The sequence below is a fragment of the Geodermatophilus sp. SYSU D00703 genome, assembly GCF_054050155.1.
The window spans coordinates 56509-77258 of sequence record NZ_JBJGYU010000020.1 but is presented as its reverse complement, the minus strand read 5'-3'; the positions used below and the strand labels follow the sequence as shown (position 1 = coordinate 77258).

General features: G+C 75.9%; 21 protein-coding genes. 10 read left to right on the top strand and 11 right to left on the bottom strand.

Annotation, left to right across the window (positions count from 1 at the left end):
* Positions 1-10: 10 nt before the first annotated feature.
* The 3 genes from ACI782_RS17965 to ACI782_RS17955 are packed head-to-tail and all read left to right on the top strand — an operon-like array spanning position 11 to position 3125.
* The gene (locus ACI782_RS17965; RefSeq protein WP_456911436.1) at positions 11-1174 is read left to right on the top strand and encodes a pyridoxal-phosphate dependent enzyme; all 1164 of its coding nucleotides are present in this window, start codon (positions 11-13) and stop codon (positions 1172-1174) included.
* Positions 1171-2364, top strand: coding sequence for a heparan-alpha-glucosaminide N-acetyltransferase domain-containing protein (locus tag ACI782_RS17960; protein ID WP_456911435.1), 1194 nt, complete (start codon positions 1171-1173; stop codon positions 2362-2364). Before ACI782_RS17965 ends, ACI782_RS17960 begins: the two co-directional genes overlap by 4 nt.
* Positions 2361-3125, top strand: coding sequence for a 4'-phosphopantetheinyl transferase family protein (locus ACI782_RS17955; RefSeq protein WP_456911434.1), 765 nt, complete (start codon positions 2361-2363; stop codon positions 3123-3125). Before ACI782_RS17960 ends, ACI782_RS17955 begins: the two co-directional genes overlap by 4 nt.
* Here ACI782_RS17955 and ACI782_RS17950 read toward each other — a convergent pair.
* The 7 genes from ACI782_RS17950 to ACI782_RS17920 all read right to left on the bottom strand — a co-directional run bounded on the left by ACI782_RS17950 (position 3077) and on the right by ACI782_RS17920 (position 9761).
* A complete protein-coding gene (locus tag ACI782_RS17950) occupies positions 3077-4750 on the bottom strand; it encodes an alpha-amylase family protein (RefSeq protein ID WP_456911433.1) in 1674 nt (557 codons plus the stop codon). The two genes, ACI782_RS17955 and ACI782_RS17950, sit on opposite strands and share 49 nt — an antisense overlap.
* A 242-nt stretch (positions 4751-4992) precedes the next feature.
* Entirely contained in the window at positions 4993-5163 is a 171-nt protein-coding gene (locus ACI782_RS17945; protein WP_456911432.1) for a hypothetical protein, read from the bottom strand.
* 100 nt (positions 5164-5263) lie between these two features.
* Entirely contained in the window at positions 5264-6313 is a 1050-nt protein-coding gene (locus ACI782_RS17940; protein WP_456911431.1) for a TIGR03885 family FMN-dependent LLM class oxidoreductase, read from the bottom strand.
* A 198-nt stretch (positions 6314-6511) separates the two neighbouring features.
* Complete coding sequence (locus ACI782_RS17935) at positions 6512-8014, bottom strand: DUF222 domain-containing protein (RefSeq protein ID WP_456911430.1); 1503 nt, start codon at positions 8012-8014, stop codon at positions 6512-6514.
* Between the two features lie 150 nt (positions 8015-8164).
* Entirely contained in the window at positions 8165-8428 is a 264-nt protein-coding gene (locus tag ACI782_RS17930) for a hypothetical protein (RefSeq protein WP_456911429.1), read from the bottom strand.
* Positions 8429-8443: 15 nt separating this feature from the next.
* The gene (locus ACI782_RS17925; RefSeq protein ID WP_456911428.1) at positions 8444-8836 is read right to left on the bottom strand and encodes a hypothetical protein; all 393 of its coding nucleotides are present in this window, start codon (positions 8834-8836) and stop codon (positions 8444-8446) included.
* A 4-nt stretch (positions 8837-8840) separates the two neighbouring features.
* Positions 8841-9761, bottom strand: coding sequence for a MerR family transcriptional regulator (locus tag ACI782_RS17920; RefSeq protein WP_456911427.1), 921 nt, complete (start codon positions 9759-9761; stop codon positions 8841-8843).
* A gap of 102 nt (positions 9762-9863) precedes the next feature.
* On the opposite strand from ACI782_RS17920, the gene malQ reads away from it, so the two are divergent.
* The 5 genes from malQ to ACI782_RS17895 all read left to right on the top strand — a co-directional run bounded on the left by malQ (position 9864) and on the right by ACI782_RS17895 (position 13796).
* Entirely contained in the window at positions 9864-11693 is a 1830-nt protein-coding gene (gene malQ / locus ACI782_RS17915; protein ID WP_456911426.1) for a 4-alpha-glucanotransferase, read from the top strand.
* A gap of 95 nt (positions 11694-11788) precedes the next feature.
* Positions 11789-12085 carry a hypothetical protein gene (locus ACI782_RS17910; RefSeq protein WP_456911425.1) on the top strand — a complete coding sequence of 99 codons (297 nt, stop codon included), beginning with the start codon at positions 11789-11791 and terminating at the stop codon, positions 12083-12085.
* A 73-nt stretch (positions 12086-12158) separates the two neighbouring features.
* Positions 12159-12359, top strand: a complete 201-nt coding sequence (locus ACI782_RS17905) for a hypothetical protein (protein ID WP_456911424.1) — start codon at positions 12159-12161, stop codon at positions 12357-12359.
* A gap of 160 nt (positions 12360-12519) precedes the next feature.
* Complete coding sequence (locus ACI782_RS17900) at positions 12520-12975, top strand: hypothetical protein (RefSeq protein WP_456911423.1); 456 nt, start codon at positions 12520-12522, stop codon at positions 12973-12975.
* Positions 12963-13796, top strand: a complete 834-nt coding sequence (locus ACI782_RS17895; RefSeq protein ID WP_456911422.1) for a DUF998 domain-containing protein — start codon at positions 12963-12965, stop codon at positions 13794-13796. Before ACI782_RS17900 ends, ACI782_RS17895 begins: the two co-directional genes overlap by 13 nt.
* A 52-nt stretch (positions 13797-13848) precedes the next feature.
* On the opposite strand, the gene ACI782_RS17890 is transcribed toward ACI782_RS17895, so the two are convergent.
* Positions 13849-14853: an Acg family FMN-binding oxidoreductase gene (locus tag ACI782_RS17890; RefSeq protein WP_456911421.1), complete on the bottom strand. Its 1005-nt coding sequence runs from the start codon at positions 14851-14853 to the stop codon at positions 13849-13851.
* A 120-nt stretch (positions 14854-14973) separates the two neighbouring features.
* Between ACI782_RS17890 and ACI782_RS17885 the strand changes: the two genes are divergently transcribed.
* Positions 14974-15855: a universal stress protein gene (locus ACI782_RS17885; RefSeq protein ID WP_456911420.1), complete on the top strand. Its 882-nt coding sequence runs from the start codon at positions 14974-14976 to the stop codon at positions 15853-15855.
* Between the two features lie 12 nt (positions 15856-15867).
* On the opposite strand, the gene ACI782_RS17880 is transcribed toward ACI782_RS17885, so the two are convergent.
* The 3 genes from ACI782_RS17880 to ACI782_RS17870 form a co-directional block, all read right to left on the bottom strand.
* On the bottom strand, positions 15868-17073 hold the full coding sequence (locus tag ACI782_RS17880) for an amidohydrolase family protein (RefSeq protein WP_456911419.1): 1206 nt from the start codon (positions 17071-17073) through the stop codon (positions 15868-15870).
* Between the two features lie 32 nt (positions 17074-17105).
* Positions 17106-18020, bottom strand: a complete 915-nt coding sequence (locus tag ACI782_RS17875) for a DMT family transporter (protein ID WP_456911418.1) — start codon at positions 18018-18020, stop codon at positions 17106-17108.
* A gap of 259 nt (positions 18021-18279) precedes the next feature.
* Complete coding sequence (locus ACI782_RS17870) at positions 18280-19026, bottom strand: SDR family oxidoreductase (RefSeq protein ID WP_456911417.1); 747 nt, start codon at positions 19024-19026, stop codon at positions 18280-18282.
* A gap of 83 nt (positions 19027-19109) precedes the next feature.
* Here ACI782_RS17870 and ACI782_RS17865 point away from each other — a divergent pair, with 83 nt between their 5' ends.
* Complete coding sequence (locus ACI782_RS17865) at positions 19110-20744, top strand: helix-turn-helix domain-containing protein (protein WP_456911416.1); 1635 nt, start codon at positions 19110-19112, stop codon at positions 20742-20744.
* The last annotated feature ends 6 nt before the right edge of the window (positions 20745-20750 follow it).

Genomic DNA, 20750 nt, shown 5'->3' with positions numbered 1-20750 from the left:
GGACGGCGCGGTGGGGCGCTCGACCGGGTCGATCGACGCGGCCGGCTGCGAGTGGCTGCAGTACGACTACGGGCCGGACCTGCTGCCACAGGACCAGCCCGCCGCCTTCACGATGTGGCGGTACCGGGACCTGCTGCCGGTGCCCAGCGGCCCCGTTCGCCACCCGCTGCCCATCGGCGGCACGCCCCTGCTGTCCGTGCCGGCGCTGCGCGGGGCGCTGGGCACGCCCGACCTGTGGGTGAAGGACGAGACCCGCAACCCGACCACCTCCAACAAGGACCGCGCCACCGCCCTGGTGATCGAGGACGGGCTGCAGCGGGGCGTCGACACCATCACGACCGCCTCCACCGGCAACGCGGCGGTGTCCACCGCCTTCGGCGCCGCGGCAGCCGGGCTGCGCGCGGTCATCTTCGTCTCCCTCGGCTGCCGGCCGGAGAAGATGGCGCTCATGACGCAGGCCGGTGCCTGGGTGTTCCAGGTGCCGGCCGGCTACGCGGCCGCCACCGACCTCTCCCGGGCCGCCGCGCGGACGTTCGGCTGGCTGGACCGCAACACCGGCGCCAACCCGGTGACCCTCGAGGCCAAGAAGACCGTGGCGTTCGAGGTGTGGGAGCAGCTGGGCCGGCGGGTCCCCGACGTGGTGATCGCGCCGGTCGGCGACGGCCCGACGCTGGTCGCGCTCGACAAGGGCTTCGCCGAACTGGTCCGCTGCGGCGTGGTCGACCGGCAGCCGCGCCTGGTCGGCGTGCAGGCCGACCACTGTCAGCCGCTGGTGCGGGCCTGGCAGGGGAAGCCGCCCGCGCCGTCCGAGCTCGACCCTGCCGCCACGGCCGCCGACGGGATCGCGGTGCTGCGCCCGGCGATCGGGGATGCCGTGCTCGACGCGGTGCGCCGGGACGACGGCGCGATGGTCGCCGTCTCCGAGGACGCGCTGGCCGACGCGGTCGGGGTGCTGGCCAGCCGTGCCGGCGTGGGCGCCGAACCCGCCGGGGCCGCCGCGCTCGCCGGGTTGTGGGCCGCCCTCGACCAGGGCCTGGTGGACCGCGCGGAGAGCGTCGTCCTGCTGGTCACCGGGCGGGGTAAGGGGACCTCGGCCGCGGTCGACCCGCGCCTGGTGGCCGTCGTCGACGACCTCGACGGGGTCGAGCGGGTGCTTCGCGAGGAGGTCCGGTGAGCGCACACCCGTGCGCGTCCCCGCCGGTCACCCCGCCGCCGGTCACGGCGGCGGGCAGCGGCGGTCGGGTGACGGGGGTCGACGTCGCCCGCGGCCTGGCGCTGTTCGGGATGATGGCGGCCCACGAGTTCGACCTCGTCGGGGACGACGGCCGCCTCACCGCGACCGGCGCCGTGGCCTCCGGGCGGTCGGCGGTGACCTTTGCGCTGCTCGCCGGGGTGAGCCTCGCGTTCCTGTCCGGCGGGCGGGACGTCGTCCGCGGGCAGGCGCGCACCGCGGCATCCGCGGGACTGGCGGTCCGCGCCGTGCTGGTCCTGGTCATCGGGTTGCTGCTGGGGGCACTGGACACCGTCGAGGTGATCCTGCCCGCCTACGCGCTGCTGTTCCTGCTCGCCATCCCGCTGCTGGGGCTGCGGCCGCGCGTCCTCCTGGCGATCGCGGCCGGGCTGGTGGCGGCGGTCCCGGTCCTGCTGGTCGCGACGGCGGCCGACGGACTGGAGTACGGCTCCCGGCCCGACCCGACGCTCGGCACGCTGCTGGCCGACCCGGCCGGAGTGCTCCTGCAGCTGCTGGTCACCGGCGCCTACCCGGTGCTGCTCTACCTCGCCTACACCTGCGTCGGGCTGGCCGTGGGGCGCCTGGACCTCCGCTCGCGGCGCGTGGCCTGGACCCTGCTGGGCGTCGGCGTCCCGCTGGTGGTCACCGCACAGGCCGTCTCCGCCGTGCTGTTGCACCCGCTGGGCGGGCTGCGCCGGCTGACGGAGGCCGACTACTGGTCCGGCGACCTGGTCGCCGAACCCGACCAGGGCAGCTCGTGGTGGTACCTGGCGCTGGACTCGCCGCACGCGCACACGCAGCTGGACGCGCTGAACGCCGTCGGTTCGGCGCTGACCGTGCTGGGGGCCGCGCTGCTGCTGACACGCATCCACGCGGTGGACCGGCTGCTGCGCCCGGTCGCCGCCGCCGGGTCGATGACGCTGACGCTCTACAGCGCCCACGTGCTGCTGCTGTGGACCGAGGTCCCGGACGACGAGGTGGCCCAGTACCTGCTGATGGTGGTCGGGTCGATGCTGTTCGCCGTGCTGTGGCGGCGGACGCACGTGCACGGCCCTCTCGAGGGCGTGGTGGCCGCGCCATCGCGCCGGACCCGGCGAGCCGTCCTGAGCCGGTCGAGCCCTCGCCGGCGATGACCGCGGGCGGCCCCCGGCCCGGCGTGGTCGAGGTCTGGTGGGCGTCGACCAGCGCTCTGCGGCCGGAGCACGACGTGCTCCTCGCGCCCGCCGACCTGGCGCGGCGGGCGCGGCTGGCCCGCGCCGACGACCAGGCACGCAGCACCACCGCTGCGGCCGTGGTGCGCGCGGTCCTCGGCACGGCGCTCGGCGTGCCCCCGGCGGAGCTGGCGGTCGACCGCACCTGCCCCGAGTGCGGCGCCGACCACGGCAAGCCGTGCCTGGCCGACGCGCCCGGCCTGCACCTCTCGGTGAGCCACTCGGGCAGCTGCGTCGTCGTCGCCGTCCGCGCCGGCTCCCCCGTGGGCGTGGACGTCGAGGAGGTCGGCCGGTTCGGCCCCGGTGAGCTCGACGTGCTGGCCGAGGAGACCCTCGCCGCCGAGGAGCGCGACCGGCTGGCGCGGCTGCCGGTGGCCGATCGGCCGGCCGCGTTCACCACCTACTGGACGCGCAAGGAGGCGGTGCTGAAGTCGACCGGGCAGGGCCTCGGTGCGCCGCTGGGCGGCCTGGTCGTCTCCCCACCGTCGGACCCGCCCCGCGTGCTCCGGTGGGACGACGACCCCTCGGTGTGGCTGCGCGACCTGCCCGCCCCGCCGGGTCTGGCCGGGGCGCTCGCCGGCCCGGGGCCGCCGCCGGACGACGTGGCGCACCGCGACGCCGGCCCCCTGCTGGATCAGACCAGCCGGCGGCTGTCCGGGGCGACGACGCGCAGCCAGCGGTAGCCGTAGCCGTCGAGCGCCAGCTCCACCGCGCCGCCCTCCCCGATCGGCTCCTCGCCGGCCTGCAGGAGGTCCACCAGGCGGTGCTCGACGCCGCAGTCGGCCAGGGTCACGGGCACCTTCCGCGGCTCGGGCCCGAGGTTGTGGACGGCGACCAGCGCGCCGTCGTCCCAGGTGCACAGGTGGGCCAGCACCTCGGGGTGCGGCTGGTCGAGGATCGTGCAGGCGCCCCAGCCGAGCTCGGGCGACTCGCGGTAGCGCCGGATGAGCAGCTTCAGGAAGGACAGCAGCGAGTCCTGGTCGTGCCGCTGGTCGGCGACGTTGACGAACTCCGGGGAGAAGCCCCCGTCGACGACCGGGCCGGGCAGCCGGTCGGGGTCCTCGACGGTCGAGAAGCCGCCGTTCGGGCCCGACGTCCACTGCATCGGCGTCCGGACGGCGAGCCGGCCCTCGGCGTCGAGGTCCTCCCCCATGCCGATCTCCTCGCCGTAGAACAGCACCGGGGTGCCGGGCAGGGAGAACAGCAGGCTGTAGACCATGCGGATGCGCCGCGGGTCGCCGTCCAGCATCGGCGGCAGCCGGCGGCGCAGGCCGCGGCCGTAGACCTGCATCCGCTCCTCGGGACCGAACGCGGCGAAGACCTCCGCCCGCTCGTCGTCGGTGAGCTTGTCGAGGGTCAGTTCGTCGTGGTTGCGGACGAAGGTGGCCCACTGGCTGTCCGGGTTCACCGCGGGTCGCTCGGCGAGCGCGGTGGCCAGCGGGCCGGCGTCCTCCCGCGCCAGGGACAGGTAGAGCGCCTGCATGCCGACGAAGTCGAACAGCATGGTCAGCTCGTCGCCGTCCGCGCCGCCGAAGAACTCCACCTGCTGCTCGTGCGGCAGGTTCACCTCACCGAGCAGGATGCCGTCGCCGGTGCGGCGGCCGAGGAACGCGCGCAGGTCGCGCAGGTACTCGTGCGGGTCGGGCAGCTCCTCGGCGTCCTCCGGCTGCACCTCCAGGAAGAAGGGGACGGCGTCGACGCGGAAGCCGGACAGGCCCAGCTGCAGCCAGAAGCCCATGATCTTGGCGACCTCGTCGCGGACCCGCGGGTCGGTGACGTTCAGGTCGGGCTGCTGCTCGTAGAAGCGGTGCTGGTACCACTCGCCGGTCGGCTCGTTGAAGGTCCAGGTGCTGTCCTCCTGGTCGGGGAAGACGACCTGGTCGGAGGTGTCCGGCGGCTCGTCGTCCCGCCAGACGTAGAAGTCGTGGTAGGGGTCGTCCCTGCTCTGACGGGCGCGCTGGAACCACGGGTGCTGGACCGAGGTGTGGTTGACCACCAGGTCGGCGATGACGCGCATGCCGCGGTCCGCCGCCGTCCTGATGACCTCGACCAGGTCGCCGTGGGTGCCCAGCCGCGGGTCGACGCCGTAGAAGTCGGTGATGTCGTAGCCGTCGTCCCGCTCGGCGGTCGGGTAGAAGGGCATCAGCCACAGGCAGGTGACGCCGAGGTCGGCGAGGTGGTCGATGCGCTGGGCGAGGCCCGCGAAGTCGCCGCAGCCGTCGCCGTTCCAGTCGAGGTAGGTCTCGACGTCCAGGCAGTAGACGACGGCCGTCTTCCACCACAGGTCGCTCGTGTCGGTGATCCGCATGCCGGGGTCCTCTCCCTCGGGTGCACCGTCCCTATCGCAGATCGGGCTCCGCGGCGACCCACGCCTCGTCGACCACCTGGACCAGGAGGTGGTCGCGCCACTCCCCGCAATGCGCAGGTAGCGCGGCGCGATCCCGATCCGGGAGCCGTTGCCCTGCCGGGACGTCGTCCACGGTCAGGGGGCGCACGGTCCCGGCCACGCCGAGGGACCCCAGGTGCCTCCTCCGGTGGGCCGCGCGGGGCTCACTCGCCGAGCTTCTCGAGCAGGACGGCGACGCGCACCCGCGCCTCCGGGAGCCCGGGCCGGCCGGACCACGCGTGGTGGTTGAGCAGCGCCGCGACCTGCCGCGCCTCCGCCGCCGACATCGTCTCCCCTCCGTTGACCCGCCGGATCACGTCGTCCACCTCGGTCATGCCGTCCCCCCGCTCGGCCCGCGCACGACGCTGTGCGCGGCCTACCCCCCTCTTCGGCGTCCGGGCCACCGGCGGATGCAGGCCCCGCGCCTCCGGCGCCTCAGGGCAGGACGGCGGGCTGCGGCTGCTGGTGCGGCCGCAGCGGCTCGGCCAGGCCCGGCGGGTCGATGGCCAGGGCCGGCGCGGGCGCGGTGACGTCCACCTGCGGGAGGACGTGCTCGCCGAAGGCGTCGAGGAAGCCGATCTGCTCCTTGCCGACGTGGTGCAGGTAGACCTGGTCGAAGCCGAGGTCGACGTACTCCTGGATCCACGCGGCGTGTTGCGCGAGGTCGGCCGAGATCCGCACCGCCTGGCCGACCGCCTCGGGGGTGACGTGGGCGCTGGCCTGGTCGAAGGCGCGGGTGGTGTCGAGGTCCCAGCACAGCGGCGGCGGGAAGACGTTGCTCCGCCACTGGTCGTGGGCGATGGCCACGGCGCGGTCGGGGTCGGGGTCCCAGCTGACGTGCACCTGCAGGGTCAGCGTGCCCTGGCCGCCGGCGTCCCGGTACTCGGCGATCACCTCGCGGAGCGTGTCGTGCGGCTGGTTGATGGTCACCAGGCCGTCGGCCCACTCGGCGTGCCGGCGTGCGGTGGCGGCGGTGACGGCGGGAGCGATGAGCGCGGGCTGCTGCTCCGGGAGGGTCCAGATGCGGGCCCGGTCGACGGTGACCAGACCCTCGTGGCTGACCTCCTCGCCGGCCAGCAGCGCCCGGATGACGTCGACGCACTCGCGCAGCCGGGCGTCCCGGAGGTCCTTGCGCGGCCAGACGTGGCCGGTCACGTGCTCGTTCATCGACTCGCCGGAGCCCAGCGCGGCCCAGAACCGGCCCGGGAACATCGCCGCGAGCGTGGCGATGGCCTGGGCGACGATCACCGGGTGGTAGCGCTGACCGGGCGCGTTGACGACGCCGAACGGCAGGCCGGTCGTCGCCAGGGCCGCGCCGAGCCAGGACCACGCGAAACCCGAGTGCCCCTGCCGCTCGCTCCACGGCTCCAGGTGGTCGGAGCACATGGCGGCGGTGAACCCGACCTGCTCGGCGTGCTGCACCGCGCGGAGGAGTTCGGCGGGGTGCACCTGCTCGTGCGAGTTGTGGAAGCCGATCACCGTCATGAGCGGCCCACTACCCCGCCTCCCCGGCCTCTACCTGCGCCGTCGCGCGACCGGTCCGCCTGTTGCCGGGAACGGCAGGACACACCTACACCGGTGTGGGCACGCCTCATCCCGCGCCATCCCGCGCCGTGAGCCCACATCCAGCCACCCCGCGGCGGGCATGGGCGACCGTCGCGGGGCCGGCCCGGGCAGGGCGGTTCAGAAAGGTGGTGGGTCGTCGTCCGGATCGAAGGACGGTGGCGCCTGCGGCGAGCCCTCGTCCGCGGCCGGTGGTTCGGGTGCCGGGGGTCGCAGTCCGGGTGGTCGGGTCGCGCGGGTGACCCCCGACGGGGTGGTCACGTGCAGGACACCGTCGTCGGTCATGGCGAAGTGCCAGCCGCGGGCGAAGGTCTTCAGCCGGTGGTGGCTGCGGCACAGACAACAGAGGTTGGCGCAGTCGGTCGCCCCGCCGCAGGCGTGCGGGACGACGTGGTCGAGGTCGGCCCAGCCCACGCGCCGGCCGCAGGTGGGGAACCGGCAGGTGCGGTCGCGGGTGGTGACGAACCGGCGCTGGGGGTCGGTGGGCGGGTAGGCGCCGGTCGCCGCCGGGCGGCCCAGCAGCGGGCAGCCGCAGTCGCCGGCGGGGTGCTCGGGGCAGCCGCGGCGGGCCAGGCGATCCAGCTGCGCCGGCGTGGCGGTGGCTCGCAGCCGTCCGTCGGCGTCGGTGAGGGACAGGACCAGCTCGCCGCCGTCGGGCGCCCGCAGCCCCAGCGCGCCCAGCTGCTCCAGCAGCTCGCGGACGTGCGCGGCGGTGATCGGCAGCCCGTTGACCTCGCCCGGCTCGGCCGACCGGCCGGCGAGGGACAGCAGGGGCGCGGTGACGTGCAGGTGCGCGGTGACCGACGGCAGGCCGGTGTCCCACGGTCGCCGGATCAGATCGGCCAGCACCGCGGCGCGCAGCTCGCCGATCGGACGGGGGTCCCCATCGGCCTTGAGCATCCCCGCCAGCCGGTCGACCACGTCGAAGCACTCCGCCGACACCGGCGTGGGCAGGTCGGCGGCGAGGGTCGACATGCCCTCCAGATGGGCGGGATGGGTGCGCACGTCGGCCTGCCGCTGCGCGCTCTTGCGGCGGGCGTCCACCGCGTCGGCGTCGAGTTCCAGGAGCAACGCCAGCGCCCGACGGCGCAACCGCCCGGTCGACAACTGCGTGGCCTCGGGCAGCAGTCCGGCCTCGATCCGCCGGGCGATCGCCGGTGAGGTGTGGGCCAGCACGTCGGCGAGGGCCTTGGCGCGGGGCTCGTCGAGTGCGCCGGCGGCCAGCGCGGCCCAGGTGGCCGGCAGGTTCTCCCGGTAGGTCCAGGCCCGCGCGGCCAGGTGCGAGGCGGTGCCGCGGCCGCAGTTGAGCGCCACCGCCAGCTCGGCGGGGAAGAACTCCGAGACGCCGGGCAGTTCGCCGTCCGGCGCCCACGAGCGGCTGCGCGCACCCGGCGTGCCCGGCGGCGGATCGAGGGTGTCGGGGGTCTCGTCGGCGAGTGCGAGGACCAGCTCGGCCTTGTAGGCGGCCAGCGTGGCCTCGGCCGCCACCACCCGCTGCAGTTCGGCGGCCGTCTGCGACCTCGACAGCAGCTCCACAGGCACCCGGGCGGCGACCAACGGGTGCGCGCGCAGCACGCCGGCCAGCGCGACCTCGAACGAGGACGGGGCGGCAGTCGCTGTCACACCTCGAACGTACGTGCGAGGCGTGACACTTTCCGGCCCCTGAGCAGCGTCGATGCGCACGAGATGGCGATCGAAACCGGTCGGCGGGCGGGACCCGATCCGGCGAGCAGTTCGGCGACTCGGACAGACCGGGCCGGGAGCCGGTCGCAGTCAGGCGAGCAGGCCGGCAACCCGGACGGAGCCGGTGGCGACGTCGAGGTGGGCGCCGCTTCCGTCGCCCGGCACGACCCAGTCCCGGGCCCGCGCGGCCGCGGCGTCCCGGTCGTACGCCGGTGAGAGCTGCACGTACGAGACGTCGTCGTCCGGCCGGCGGTCGAGCACCGGGACGGCGACGTCGAAGAAGTCGCCCGGCAGCTCGTGGCCCTCGGCGAGATCGGCGGCGCGCACCCGCTCGTCGGGCAGCAGGCCGGTCATGGCGCCGGGGCCCCATCACGTCGTCCAGTCGGCGATGCGCCCGTCGCGCACCAGCTCGGCGATGCGCCCGTCGCGCACCAGCGGCGCCACCGCCCGCCGGACCTCCTCCGACCACTCCCCCGACGGGCCCGGCACCACGGCGTCGAGCCACACGACCCGGAGGGCGCGGACGGCGGCGGTCACCGCGGGGAGGACCATCCCCGCCCCCGAGAAGCCGAGGACGACGTCCGCCGCACCGGCCGGAGCCGCCGCCCCTACCCAGCGCTGCGGCCAGCCGGGCGCCTTCCTCACCGTGGCACGCAGGTCCGGCACCGCGACGGTGCCGCCCCGCCGGCGCAGCTCGGCAGCCAGCGGCTGCAGCACGGCCGGGCCCAGCAGCGGCGGGTGGACCAGCAGCCACGCGGGCACCGCGTCACTCCCCCGCGCGCAGGGCGGCGATCCACCACTCGACCGCGGGCACGGAGGGCTCGAACGGCGCCCACCCGTTGAGGACCCCGAGCAGCTGCCAGTAGCGCTCGACCCGGGCGTCGGTGAAGATCACCAGCCGGTCGGCCAGCTCACGACGACGGCCCGGGCCGCCCGGGCGCCCGTCGGCCAGCAGCTCGGCGACCAGCGCCTCGGCCTCCGGCGTCCCGGGCACCAGACCCGCGGCCAGGGCGTCGCGGCCCAGCGTCACCAAGCGGCCGGCGTCGACCTGCGACGCGTCCGGGTCCGCGGGTGTGGCGGCGGCGCCGGCCACGGCCATCTCCCGCACCCGGTCGGCGAACGCCGGGTCGGCCACCAGGCGCGCGAGCTCCAGCCAGGCCCCCACCTGCTCCGGCGTCGGCTCCTCGGGCAGCTCGGCGGGCAACGTCCGCATGCCGGCCGCGATGCCGGCGCCGACCGCGTCCTCCGGCACGCCGGCGAAGGCCCGCGCCACGAAGTCGTCGATCAGTTGCTGCCGCTCCCGGGCGGACAGCGTCGCCAGGTCGTGCACCAGCCCCATCTCCTCCGTCGTCGTCCCGGCCGCCGCCACGACCCGCATCAGGGTGCGGCGCAGCCGCAGCAGCCGGATCTCCGCGTCCAGCGCGCGCACGTGCTCGGCGGCCACCTCGGCGACCGTGCGCCGCCTGGCGAGCAGCTCCCGGATCGCCGGCAGGCCCAGCCCCAGCTCGCGCAGCGTGCGGACCAGGTCCAGCCGGGCGACCGCGGCGGCGTCGTACAGGCGGTAGCCACCGGCCGAGCGGGCCGGCGGGTCGACCAGCCCCTCGTCGGACCAGAACCGCACCGTCCGCACCGGGACGCCGATCCGGTCGGCAAGCTGGCCGATCGTGAGCACGCCGCCCTCGTCCATGCCGCCACCCTGGACCCTCCAGCCGCTGGAGGGTCCAGACCGAGAGCGGCACCACTCGCACCTGCCGTGTGGGCCGGGGACGCCTTGGGGAGTATCGGAGGCGTGACACGCACGCCACCGACGGACGAGTGGGGCATCGACGCCAGCTGGCTCGACGCCCTGGACGAGGAACACCGGGTCGACCAGGCCACGATCGAGCGACTCCGGGAGGTGATCGGCACCCCACCGGCCGACCTGGAGGACCGAGCGCCGATCGTGGCCCGCCCCGGCGACCCGCTGGAGGTGGACCAGGCGGAGGTGACCCTCGAGGACGGCTCCACCCAGGACGTCGACGGCGAGCTGCCCGACGACTTCCCGCTGGGCTACCACTGGCTGCAGGTCCCCGGCGGCCCCCGCCGGCGGCTGATCGTCTCCCCCGGCCGCTGCTGGCTGCCCGAGGACCGCGCCTGGGGCTGGGCCGTGCAGCTCTACGCCACCCGCAGCCGCGGCAGCTGGGGCATCGGTGACCTCGCCGACCTGCGCGCCGTCCGGGAGATGGCCGCCGGCCAGGGAGCCGGGTTCGTCCTCATCAACCCGCTGCACGCCGTCGCCCCCACGCCGCAGCAGGAGGCCAGCCCCTACCTGCCGGCGACCCGCCGCTTCCGCAACCCGATCTACCTGCGGGTGGACGAGGTCGCCGGCGCGGCGGACGTCGACGCGGGCGCCGGCCGTGCGCTCGACGACGCCGAGCTCATCGACCGGGACGCGATCTGGGCCGGCAAGCGGGAGGTGCTGCGCCGGGTCTTCGACACCACGGCCCGCGACGACCCCGACTTCCCCGACTGGTGGTGGCACCAGGGCCAGAAGCTGCAGGACTGGGCCACCTGGTGTGCCCTGGCCGACGTGCACGGTCCCGACTGGCACACCTGGCCGGAGGAGCTGCGCGAGCCCCGCAGCGACGCCGTCGGCCGCTTCGTCGCCGAGCACGAGCGGGACGTCGCCTTCCACGCCTGGCTGCAGTGGTGCCTGCACGTGCAGCTGGAGCGCGCGACCGAGGGCATGACCGTCATCCAGGACCTCCCGATCGGCGTCGCGGGCGGCGGCGCCGACGCCTGGACCTGGCAGGACGTCCTCGCCAGGGGTGCCTCGGTGGGTGCGCCGCCGGACGCCTTCAACGCCCAGGGGCAGGACTGGGGCTCGCCCCCGCTGATCCCGTGGCGGCTGCGTGCGGCCGACTACGAGCCGTTCATCGAGTCGATCCGGGCCACGATGGCCGGCGCCGGCGGTCTGCGCATCGACCACGTCATGGGCCTGTTCCGGCTGTGGTGGGTGCCGCAGGGCGCGAGCCCCGCGGACGGCGCCTACGTGCGCTACCCGGCCGAGGACCTGCTCGACATCGTCGCGCTGGAGAGCACCCGCGCACAGGCGGTCGTCGTCGGTGAGGACCTCGGCACCGTCGAGGAGGGCGTCCGCGAGGCGCTGGCCGACCACGGCATCCTCAGCTACCGGCTGCTGTGGTTCGAGGAGGACGACCCCGCGCAGTGGCCGGAGACCGCGATGGCCGCGATCACCACGCACGACCTGCCCACCGTGGCGGGCCTGTGGACGGGTGCGGACGTCGAGGAGCAGCGCGAGTACGGCACCGGCACCGACGAGGAGCTCGAGCAGGGCCGCCGCTCGCTGCTGGAGAAGCTCGACGGGGTCCGCGAGGACGCGGAGCCCGAGACGGCGGTGGAGCGGGCGCACGAGCGGCTCGCCCAGGCGCCGTCCCTGCTGCTGTCGGCGACCCTGGACGACGCGGTCGCCGAGCAGCGCCGCCCCAACCTGCCCGGCACCACCGACCGGCCCAACTGGTCCCTGCCCCTGCCGGTCCCCGTCGAGGACCTGCCCGACCACCCGCTGCTGCAGAAGGTGGCCCGGACCCTCGGGGACGCGGTCCGGGCGGGGTCCTGAGCGGCTGATCACGGGCGCTCCGCGCGGACGACGCGCGGGGCGCCCGTCGCCGTCTCGTGTCGAACACGCGTTCGACCTCGTGCGACACTGCCGGGGTGGCTGGCGGCATGCACCCCGGGCGGTCGGGCCGCTCCCTCGGGGAGCGGGCGGCCTCGTCCGGGGTCCCGCCGTCCGAGCCGGCCCGCCCGGCCGGGCGGCGCGGCGAGAGCCGGGGGCGGCACTGCTGGGTGCACGACCCGCCCGGAGCGCCCGGGGTGTGGCCCGGGCTGCTGGTCGAGTGGCGGCAGGGCGAGGGCGGCTGGCAGGGCCGGGTGACGTACGCGGTGGCCGGTCCGCACGGGCCGGTGCTCGTCGAGGGGTGGGTGCCGGCGGCACTGCTGGAGCAGCGGTGATCACGGTTGGCTCCCCGGCGCCGTGGCTATGGCCCTCCGTGACGAGCAGTCCCTGACGAAGCGGAGAACCGTCATGAGCGAGCCCGACCGCCCCACCCTCGACGACGTCATGGAGACCAGCGAGAGCGCGCCCCGCGACCGGTCGCAGCACGCCGGCGGCTACGACCGGCCCAACGACGACGCCCTCCAGCACCGCACCGAGCAGGAGCGGCAGGCGGTCGACTCCGACGACGCCGACCCGGCCGGTGCGGAGCAGCACTCCGCGACGGACTGAGAGGACCCCGTCCTCCCCACCCCTCGCGCGCTCGGGGCGGTGCCCGGGACGGGGCCGGGGTGAGCCGTCGCCTCCCGTGTCCCGGCCGGGAGGCCCTCCGGGCCCCCGCGTCCGGTCCACCCCTGACGAGCTGCCGTGCCGCTGGGCGGAGCAGGTCCCCGTGACCCGTCTCTCCCGGGGGGACGTCGCCTGCTGGGTGCTCAAGTCCACCCGTCCACCCGCGGTCATCGACCCCGGCTGGCCCGTCGGCGGCGCCCGCGAGCTCACCCGCTGCGTGCGCCGCTCCTACCGGCTGGACCTCATGGCGCCGGGCCGGCCCTGTCTGCTCTGGGTCAGCGGCCGCACCGAACCCGGCGTGCACGCCCTCGGCGAGCTGACCGGGGAGCCCGAGGAGCGCGACGGCGGCCCCGTGGTCGCCGTCCGGCTCACCCGACTGGCCGCTCCCGTGCCGCGGGCCGACCTGCTCACCGACCCCGCGGCGCGCGACGCCGAGGTCCTGCGCATGCCCGCCGGCAGCAACCCGTCCTGGCTGTCGGCCGGCCAGTTCGCCGCCGTCCTGGCCCACCTGCCGCGCGGCGGACGCCCCCAGGTCGAGCTGGGACCATGGCCTCCGTGACTCCCTCCCGGTACCGCTGGGGCGCTCTCGCCTGGCTGCTGACCCTGCAGTTCTTCGTCGTCGAGACGGTGGTGCAGCTGCAGGTCCCCGGCTACTCCCGCGCCGACGCCCTGATCAGCGAGCTCGGCACGGCGCTCTCCCCCGGGCACCTGCTGATGAACGCCGCGTTCGTGGTCCAGGCGGCGCTCATCGGGGCCGGGGCGTGGCTGCTGCGCCCGGCGCTGACCGGCAGCGGAGCCCGGGTGGCCCCTGTCCTGCTCGGCGCGGCCGCCGTCGGCGTGCTGCTCGTCGGGGTCTTCCCGCGGGACGGCCACGCGGCCCTGCACGAGGCCGGGGCGGGGCTGTACCTCGTCGGCGGCGGGATCGGGCTCATCGCGCTGGCCTACGCCGTACGGCCGCGCTCGGAGGTCCTGGGGACGACACTCGCCCTGCTCGGCCTGGTCGGCACCGCGATGACGGTCTTCTTCGTCGCCGGGATCACGGGGTACCTGGGCGAGGGCGGCACCGAGCGCGCCGCCGCCTACGTGCTCCCGATCGGGCTCGCCGTCGCTGGTTCGGGCCTGTGGCGGCTGCGCGACCGCCCGGAGCGCCGGCAGCAGGCCGCCACGCCGTCGCGGCGCGAGCTGCGCGAGCAGGAGCGGACGGCGCGCGCCGACCGCTCCCGGGAACGCGACGCCGCCCTGGAGGCGGCCGCCGCCCGCGCCGAGCAGCTCCACACCGACCAGCCCCGCGCCGAGCAGTCCCGTGCCATGGCCCCGGCCGACCCCGACGACGACTTCGACTCCGACGACCCCTGGGCCTCCCCCGGCCACCGCGGCTAGGCCCCCTGCGGGAGCCCGCCGCGAGCCTGCGAGCGGGGGGAAGGGGCCCTCCTCAACCGGCGAAGGACAGCACGTCCGCCACCGGACGGCGGCCCGAGTGCCCCCCGCCCGCCGCCGACGGGAAGCCCATGCGCAGCAGCATCTGCGGATAGCCCACCAGCGACAGCCGGCTGCGCATCCTGGTGCGGGTGGCCGGCCAGTCCAGCGCCTGCGTGAGCGGCGAGGCGGCCAGCCCCTCGGCGGTCGCCTGGAGCAGCAGCCGGCCGAGCGCCTGCCCGGACAGCAGCCAGGCCGCCCGGTCGTCGCTGTGCGTGCCGAGCAGGACCACGGTCGGCCGCTCCACCTCGGGCGGCGGCGCGTCGGCCGCGTCCTCGGGCAGGAAGGCCGGGTGGGCACCCCGGCTGCCGACGACGAAGTCGCGGATCAGCCAGTTCGACGGCCGGGTGGCCGGGTCCTCGCTGAGGACGGCGTCGACCGGGACGCCGTCCACCGCGGTGGGGTCGGTGCGCACCCAGCGCTCGAGCTCGGCGACGTACTCGGGGTCGCGCTGCTCGATCTCCTCGGCCCGCGAGACGAGGAAGACGGTCGCGACCTCCTCCTCCGACTCGCTGATCTGCTTGACCCACACGCCGAGCCGGCCGGCGTCGGCCTGCAGCCGGTCGACCAGGTCGGCCGGGACCGCGCGCGGCAGGAACGGCGCCCGCTCGGTGTGCCGCCGGCCGATCGCCTCGGCCAGCCTGCGGTCCTCGTCCGCGCTCTCGCGGGGTGCGCCCACCCGCACGGTGGCCAGGTGGTCGGGGTCGCCGTCGTCGGGCAGCAGGTCGACCTCGGCCTCGGCACCCGAGGCGCGCAGGGCCACCGCGGCGAACTCGACCGCGACGCCGCAGCTGATCACCTGCTGCCGCCCGGTCGGGTCGAGCACGGGCAGTGCGCGTCCCCGGTCCAGGTGGACCTCCAGCCGGTCGGCAGCCGCGGTGAAGCGCCAGGGCTGGGTGTTGTGGATCGACGGCGCCCGGATCGCGGCCGCCACCACCGCCGTCCAGCCCTGCTCGTCCATCGGTGCACCTCCGCAAGCCGTCGGCCGGTCTCCCGTCCTGCCTACCCCATGGCCCACCCCGGCCGCACGTGGCGTACCCGACACTCGCGGGCCGGGGGCCTCCCCGGAGAAGATGAGGCCATGAGCGCCCCAGACCCCGGACGGCCCCCGCGCGTGCTGGTGGGCTACGACGGTTCCCCGAGTTCGGTCAACGCCATCGAGGCGGCGGCCTGCCTGATCCCGTCGGCCGCCGCATCGGTCCTGCACCTGTGGGAGCCGCCGTTCACGACCCCGGAGCTCCGGCAGCGGCTGGCCGGCCGCGCCGGGAACCTGCAGGCCCTCGGCGACCTGCTCGAGAAGGAGGGCCGCGCCGAGGCCGAGCGCCTGGCCCGCAACGGCGTCTCACTCGCCCGCGCCGCGGGCTGGGACGCCGAGCCCCTGGTCAAGCGCACCTTCGGCGGTGACGGCTACCAGTTCGCGCGGACGGCGGAGGAGCAGGAGGCCGACCTGGTCGTCGTGGGCTCCCGCGGCCTCGGTCGGATCCGCGCCGCGCTCGGCAGCTTCTCCGAGCTGGTGGTGCAGGTCAGCCCGGTGCCGGTGCTCGTGGTCCCCTATCCGCTGACCACCGACGAGTGGTCCGCCGCCGCCTCCGGCCCGGTCATGGTCGGCACCGACGGCTCGGCCGGCGCGAAGCAGGCGATCGCCGCCGCCGAGCGCCTGTTCGCCCATCGCCGGCGGCTGCTGGTGGCGGTGGCCGAGCCCGGCGAGGGCCCCGGCCCGACCGCTCCCGACGGCGCGGAGCTGCTCACCGTGCCCTGCTCCGGCCGGCCCGGCAGCGCCCGGGCCACCGCGGCGACGCTCACCGAGACGGCGGCCCACCGCGGCGCCGGCGTGATCGTCGTGGGCACCCGGGGCCAGTCGGCCAGCAAGGAGCTGCTGGTCGGCGGCGTCCCGCGGACGCTGCTGCACGGCGCCCACCGGCCGGTGCTGATCGTCCCGACCGGGCTCCCCACGGGAGGCTGACCTCCGCGGGCGTCAGGCGCCGGTGAGCACGGTCCCCGCCCGGACGACCGCCCGCGGCGGCGCGTGCCGGGCGAGCAGGTCGACGGTCCGGTCGGCCTCGTGCACCAGGAGGTCGGCCGGGCCGCCCACCCGCAGCCCGTAGCCGGTCAGCCCGAGCACCCGGGCGGCCGACGTCGTGACCAGGTCCACCAGCACCTCCAGCTGCGGCGCGGACCGCATGTCGAGCAGGTGCGCGGCCAGGAAGGCGACCTCCAGCAGGCTGTGCCGGCCGAACGGGTAGTAGGCGTCCTCGATGTCGTCCTGGCCGAGGGCCACCGGGACCCCGGCGGCCAGTGCCCGCTCCACCGGCAGCGCCACCGACCCGGTGTGCGGGTCGCTCACCAGGCCCAGCCCTGCCCGGCGGACCAGGGCCAGCACGTCGGCCAGCCGGTCCTCGTCGTAGTGGCCCAGCGCCCGCGCGTGGCAGGCGACGCCCCGCCCGGCCAGGCCGTGCCGCAGCAGCGCCTCGGCCAGCATCGCGGTGGTCGCGTACCGCGGGTCGGGGGCGTCGTCGGTGAGCATCGCCACCCGGCGCCCCTGCCGGGCGGCCAGCGCGCAGGCCCACTCGACGTGGGCGCGCTGGTCGGCCTCGGTCGCCTCGATCCACGGGATGCCGCCCACGACGTCGGCCCCGAGCGCCAGCGCCTCCTCCACCAGCTCGGCCGCGCCCGGGTCGCGCAGCACGCCGTCCTGGGGGAAGGCGACCACCGCGACGTCCACCCGGCCGCGGAACTCGTCGCGGGCGGCCAGGACCGCCTGCACCCCCACCAGCCCGGCGGCGGTGTCCACGTCGGCGAAGGCCTGCACGTGCAGCACGCCGTGGCGCAGCCCGTCGTCGAGCGCCTGCCGCACGGCGGGCAGCAGGCCCTCCACCGTGTAGTGCCGCTTGACGGCGCTGGCCAGGTCGATCGCGGTCGCCGAGCCGGCCATGCCGTCGGCGGTGTAGGCCCGCAGTGCGGCGTCCCCGATCAGCGGCAGCGTGTGGACCTTGTCCAGGTGCAGGTGGGCGTCGACGAAGGGCTCGGTGACCAGGCCGCCGTCCGCCGGCAGCACCCGCGCTCCCGGCGGGACCGGGACCTCCCCGGCCGGGGGCAGGCCGGTCACCCGCCCGTCGGCGCAGTGGACGTCGACGACGTCACCGTCGCGCAACCGGGCCTCGCGAACGACGAGCAGGGTCATGACCGGCAGCCTGGCAGCCGCGGGCGGCGCCGTCAGGCCGGTGTCCCGGCCTCCTGCGCTGCCGGCGCCCGCCGGACCCGCGGGCGGTGCCGGGCCAGCGCGACACCGGCCAGGCACACCGCGCCGCCGACGACGGCGAGCACCGGCGGCACCTCGTCGAGCAGCAGCCAGCCCAGCGCGATCACCAGCGGCGGCACCAGGTACGTGGTGACCCCCAACGTCCCGGCGTCCATCCGGGCCAGCGCGTACGCCCACGTGCTGAAGGCCAGGGCCGTCGGCACCGCGCCGAGGTAGACGACGCCGGCGACCGACCCGGCCGGCGCGGCGGCCAGCTCACCGGCGAGCGCGCCCGCCCACGGCAGGCAGCACAGCGCGCCGATGGCGCAGGCGGTGAGCGTGACCTGCAGCGGCGGCAGCCGGCGCAGCACCGGTTTCTGTGCCACCACCCCGCCCGCGTAGGTCAGCGCCGCCACCAGGCAGAAGCCGACGCCCAGCACGTCGGCGTCGGCCCCGCGGGTGGCCAGTCCGATGAGCAGCACCCCGGCGAAGGCGACGGCGATGCCTGCGAGCAACCGGCGCGGGAACCCCTCCCCCAGCAGCAGGCCGGCGAGGACGGCGATGAGGATCGGGCCGACGTTCACCAGCATCGCCGTCGTCCCGGCGTCCAGGTGCTGCTCGGCGGCGTTGAGCGCCACGTTGTAGACGCCGAACCAGCCGACGCCGCACACCGCGAGCAGCGCCCACTCCCGCCGGGTCGGCGCCATCCAGCCGCGACCGGTGACCGCCCACAGGAGCGCCAGCACCGCCGTCCCGACTCCCAGCCGGCCCAGCGCCAGCGCGCCCGGTGAGAGGTCGGCGCCCACCGCGCGGATCCCGACGAACGCCGACGCCCAGGCCAGCAGGGTGACGGCGACGGCGGCGAGGACGGGGACGCGGGGACTCTCCACGTCCAGCGACCCTAGGGCCGGGCACCGACGTCCCTCCGGCGGTTCCCGGACGCCGTCCTGCCCGTTGCGGGAACGGGCAGGAACGCTGCGGTCGCCAGGGCGTGTCCGACGGACCCATGGCGAAGGGAGCGTCGGACAGGTGGATGCTCCGCAAGGCCGAGGAGTCGTCGGACACCGGGGTCGTGTCCGACGACTCCTCGAACGCTGCGGAGCGCCGCCTGGGCGGTGCTCCCGAGGCGGGAGGTCCGTCGGACACGCCCTACGCCTGCAGGTGCTCGCCGTAGGTGCGCCGGCCGCGGTCGCCGCGGGTGGGCAGTGCCGCGCCGTCGCGGAAGGCGGACGACAGCCGCCCGGGCACCGGCGTCGCCACCACGTGGGCGCCGGGCTCGCGGGCGGCCGCCCAGGCCCGCGCCATGTCTGCGGCGGTCAGCTCCTCCGGCCCGCCGTACTCGACGACGTCCCCCGCCGGTGAGCCGGCCGCCACGGCGGCCGCGTACTCGGCGGCCTCGCCGACGTCCACCGGCTGAGCCCGCCAGCCCATCGGGACCGGCAGCACCGGTCCGCGCCGGGCCGTGGCGAGCAGCTCGTCGACGAAGGTGTGGAACTGGGTGATCCGCAGCAGCGTGACCGGGAGACCGGAGGCGAGCAGCACCTGCTCCGCGGCGAACTTGGCGCGGTAGTAGCCGAACGGGATGCGGTCGACACCGACGATGGAGACGTAGACCAGGTGCCGCAGCCGCGCGCGGTCCACCGCCTGGACCAGCCGCCGGGTGCCGGCGACGTCGGTCTGCCAGTAGTCCCCCCGCGCGTCGCTGGCCGCGTGCACGACCACCTCCGCGCCGGCCAGCGCCGCCGGCAGGTCGCGGCCGGTGGCGAGGTCACCGCGCACCCCACCGGGCCCGGTGCCGCGGCGGGACAGCTGCCGCACGCGGTGGCCGGCTCCCTGCATCCGCTCGACGACCCTCCGGCCGAGCTGCCCGGTGCCTCCCGTCACGAGAACGTCCATGGGCGCAGTGTGACCGGACCGGTTCGTCCCGCGCACGCGGCGCGCCTACCGTCCGCGTATCTCACATGCGAGATACTGCTGCGGTGACCGCTCTCGACCCGGCTCCCCCCGACACCGCGAGCACCCCCGCTCCCGACCCCGAGGCCAGCGCTGCCCTCCCGGCGCACGAGTCCAGCGCTGCCCTCCCGGCGCACGAGTCCAGCGCCATGCAGCGCATCGGGCTCCTCGTCCGCGACGCCCGCCGCCACCACGGGCTCACCCAGCAGCAGCTCGCCGAGCGCCTGGGCACCAGCCAGAGTGCCATCGCCCGCATCGAGCAGGGCGGCCAGAACCTCACCCTCGACCTCCTGGGCCGGCTCTCCGAGGCCCTGGAGCGCGAGCTGTTCACCGTCGGACCCTCCGGCCCCACCCACCTGCGGGTCACCGGCGGCGCCCCGCTGCGCGGGAGCGTCACGGTGAAGTCCTCCAAGAACGCCGCCGTCGCCCTGCTGTGCGCGGCGCTGCTCAACCGCGGCCGGACGACGCTGCGCAACGTCGCCCGCATCGTCGAGGTCGAGCGCATCCTCGACGTGCTGCGCTCCATCGGCGTCTCGGCCACCTGGGACGGCGCCGGCCGCGACCTGACCCTCGTCGTCCCCGACGAGCTGGACCTGGCCGGCATCGACGCCGACGCGGCCCGCCGCACCCGCAGCATCATCATGTTCCTGGGCCCGCTGCTGCACCGCGCCCCGCGCTTCGACCTGCCCTACGCCGGCGGCTGCGACCTGGGCACCCGCACCGTGCAGCCGCACATGATCGCGCTGCGCCCGTTCGGCCTGGAGGTGGAGGCGCGCGCCGGCGAGTACCACGCGACGGTCACCGCGCCGACCAGCGCGGACCGCACCATCGTGCTGACCGAGCGCGGCGACACCGTCACCGAGAACGCCCTGCTCGCCGCCGCCCGCACCGACGGGACGACGACCATCCGCAACGCGAGCTCCAACTACATGGTCCAGGACCTCTGCCTGTACCTGCAGCTGCTCGGTGTCGGCATCGAGGGACTGGGCACCACCACCCTCGTCGTCCGCGGGCGGCCGGTGCTCGACGCCGACGTCGACTACACGATCAGCGAGGACCCGGTCGAGGCCATGAGCCTGCTCACGGCCGGCATCGTCACCGGCTCGGAGCTGACCGTCCAGCGCGCGCCGATCGACTTCCTGGAGATCGAGCTCGCCGTCCTCGCCGAGATGGGCCTGCGCTACTCCCTCTCCGCCGAGTACCTCGCGGACAACGGGCACACCCGGCTCGCCGACGTCACGATCGAGCCCTCGGAGCTCAAGGCCCCGATCGACAAGATCCACCCGATGCCGTTCCCGGGCCTCAACATCGACAACCTGCCGTTCTTCGCCGTCATCGCGGCGGCGGCCGGCGGGTCGACGCTGATCCACGACTGGGTCTACGACAACCGGGCGATCCACCTGTCCGACCTGACCCGGCTCGGCGCCGACGTCCGCCTGCTCGACCCGCACCGGGTGCTGGTCAGCGGCCCGACCCGGTGGTCGAGCGCCGAGGTGGTCTGCCCGCCCGCGCTGCGCCCGGCGGTCTGCATCCTCCTGGCGATGCTCGCCGCCAAGGGGACGTCGGTGCTGCGCAACGTCGACATCATCGCCCGCGGCTACGAGCAGCTCTACGAGCGCCTGGTGGAGATGGGCGCCCGCATCGAGGTCTTCCACGACTGAGGCGGA

What these genes read in the sequence shown, in the direction of transcription:
- ACI782_RS17955 (WP_456911434.1), top strand. Translation starts at nt 2,361, where the DNA reads ATGACCGCGGGCGGCCCCCGGCCCGGCGTGGTCGAGGTCTGGTGGGCG.
- ACI782_RS17950 (WP_456911433.1), bottom strand. Translation starts at nt 4,750, where the DNA reads ATGCGGATCACCGACACGAGCGACCTGTGGTGGAAGACGGCCGTCGTC.
- ACI782_RS17945 (WP_456911432.1), bottom strand. Translation starts at nt 5,163, where the DNA reads ATGACCGAGGTGGACGACGTGATCCGGCGGGTCAACGGAGGGGAGACG.
- ACI782_RS17940 (WP_456911431.1), bottom strand. Translation starts at nt 6,313, where the DNA reads ATGACGGTGATCGGCTTCCACAACTCGCACGAGCAGGTGCACCCCGCC.
- ACI782_RS17930 (WP_456911429.1), bottom strand. Translation starts at nt 8,428, where the DNA reads ATGACCGGCCTGCTGCCCGACGAGCGGGTGCGCGCCGCCGATCTCGCC.
- ACI782_RS17920 (WP_456911427.1), bottom strand. Translation starts at nt 9,761, where the DNA reads ATGGACGAGGGCGGCGTGCTCACGATCGGCCAGCTTGCCGACCGGATC.
- ACI782_RS17905 (WP_456911424.1), top strand. Translation starts at nt 12,159, where the DNA reads ATGAGCGAGCCCGACCGCCCCACCCTCGACGACGTCATGGAGACCAGC.
- ACI782_RS17895 (WP_456911422.1), top strand. Translation starts at nt 12,963, where the DNA reads ATGGCCTCCGTGACTCCCTCCCGGTACCGCTGGGGCGCTCTCGCCTGG.
- ACI782_RS17890 (WP_456911421.1), bottom strand. Translation starts at nt 14,853, where the DNA reads ATGGACGAGCAGGGCTGGACGGCGGTGGTGGCGGCCGCGATCCGGGCG.
- ACI782_RS17885 (WP_456911420.1), top strand. Translation starts at nt 14,974, where the DNA reads ATGAGCGCCCCAGACCCCGGACGGCCCCCGCGCGTGCTGGTGGGCTAC.
- ACI782_RS17880 (WP_456911419.1), bottom strand. Translation starts at nt 17,073, where the DNA reads ATGACCCTGCTCGTCGTTCGCGAGGCCCGGTTGCGCGACGGTGACGTC.
- ACI782_RS17870 (WP_456911417.1), bottom strand. Translation starts at nt 19,026, where the DNA reads ATGGACGTTCTCGTGACGGGAGGCACCGGGCAGCTCGGCCGGAGGGTC.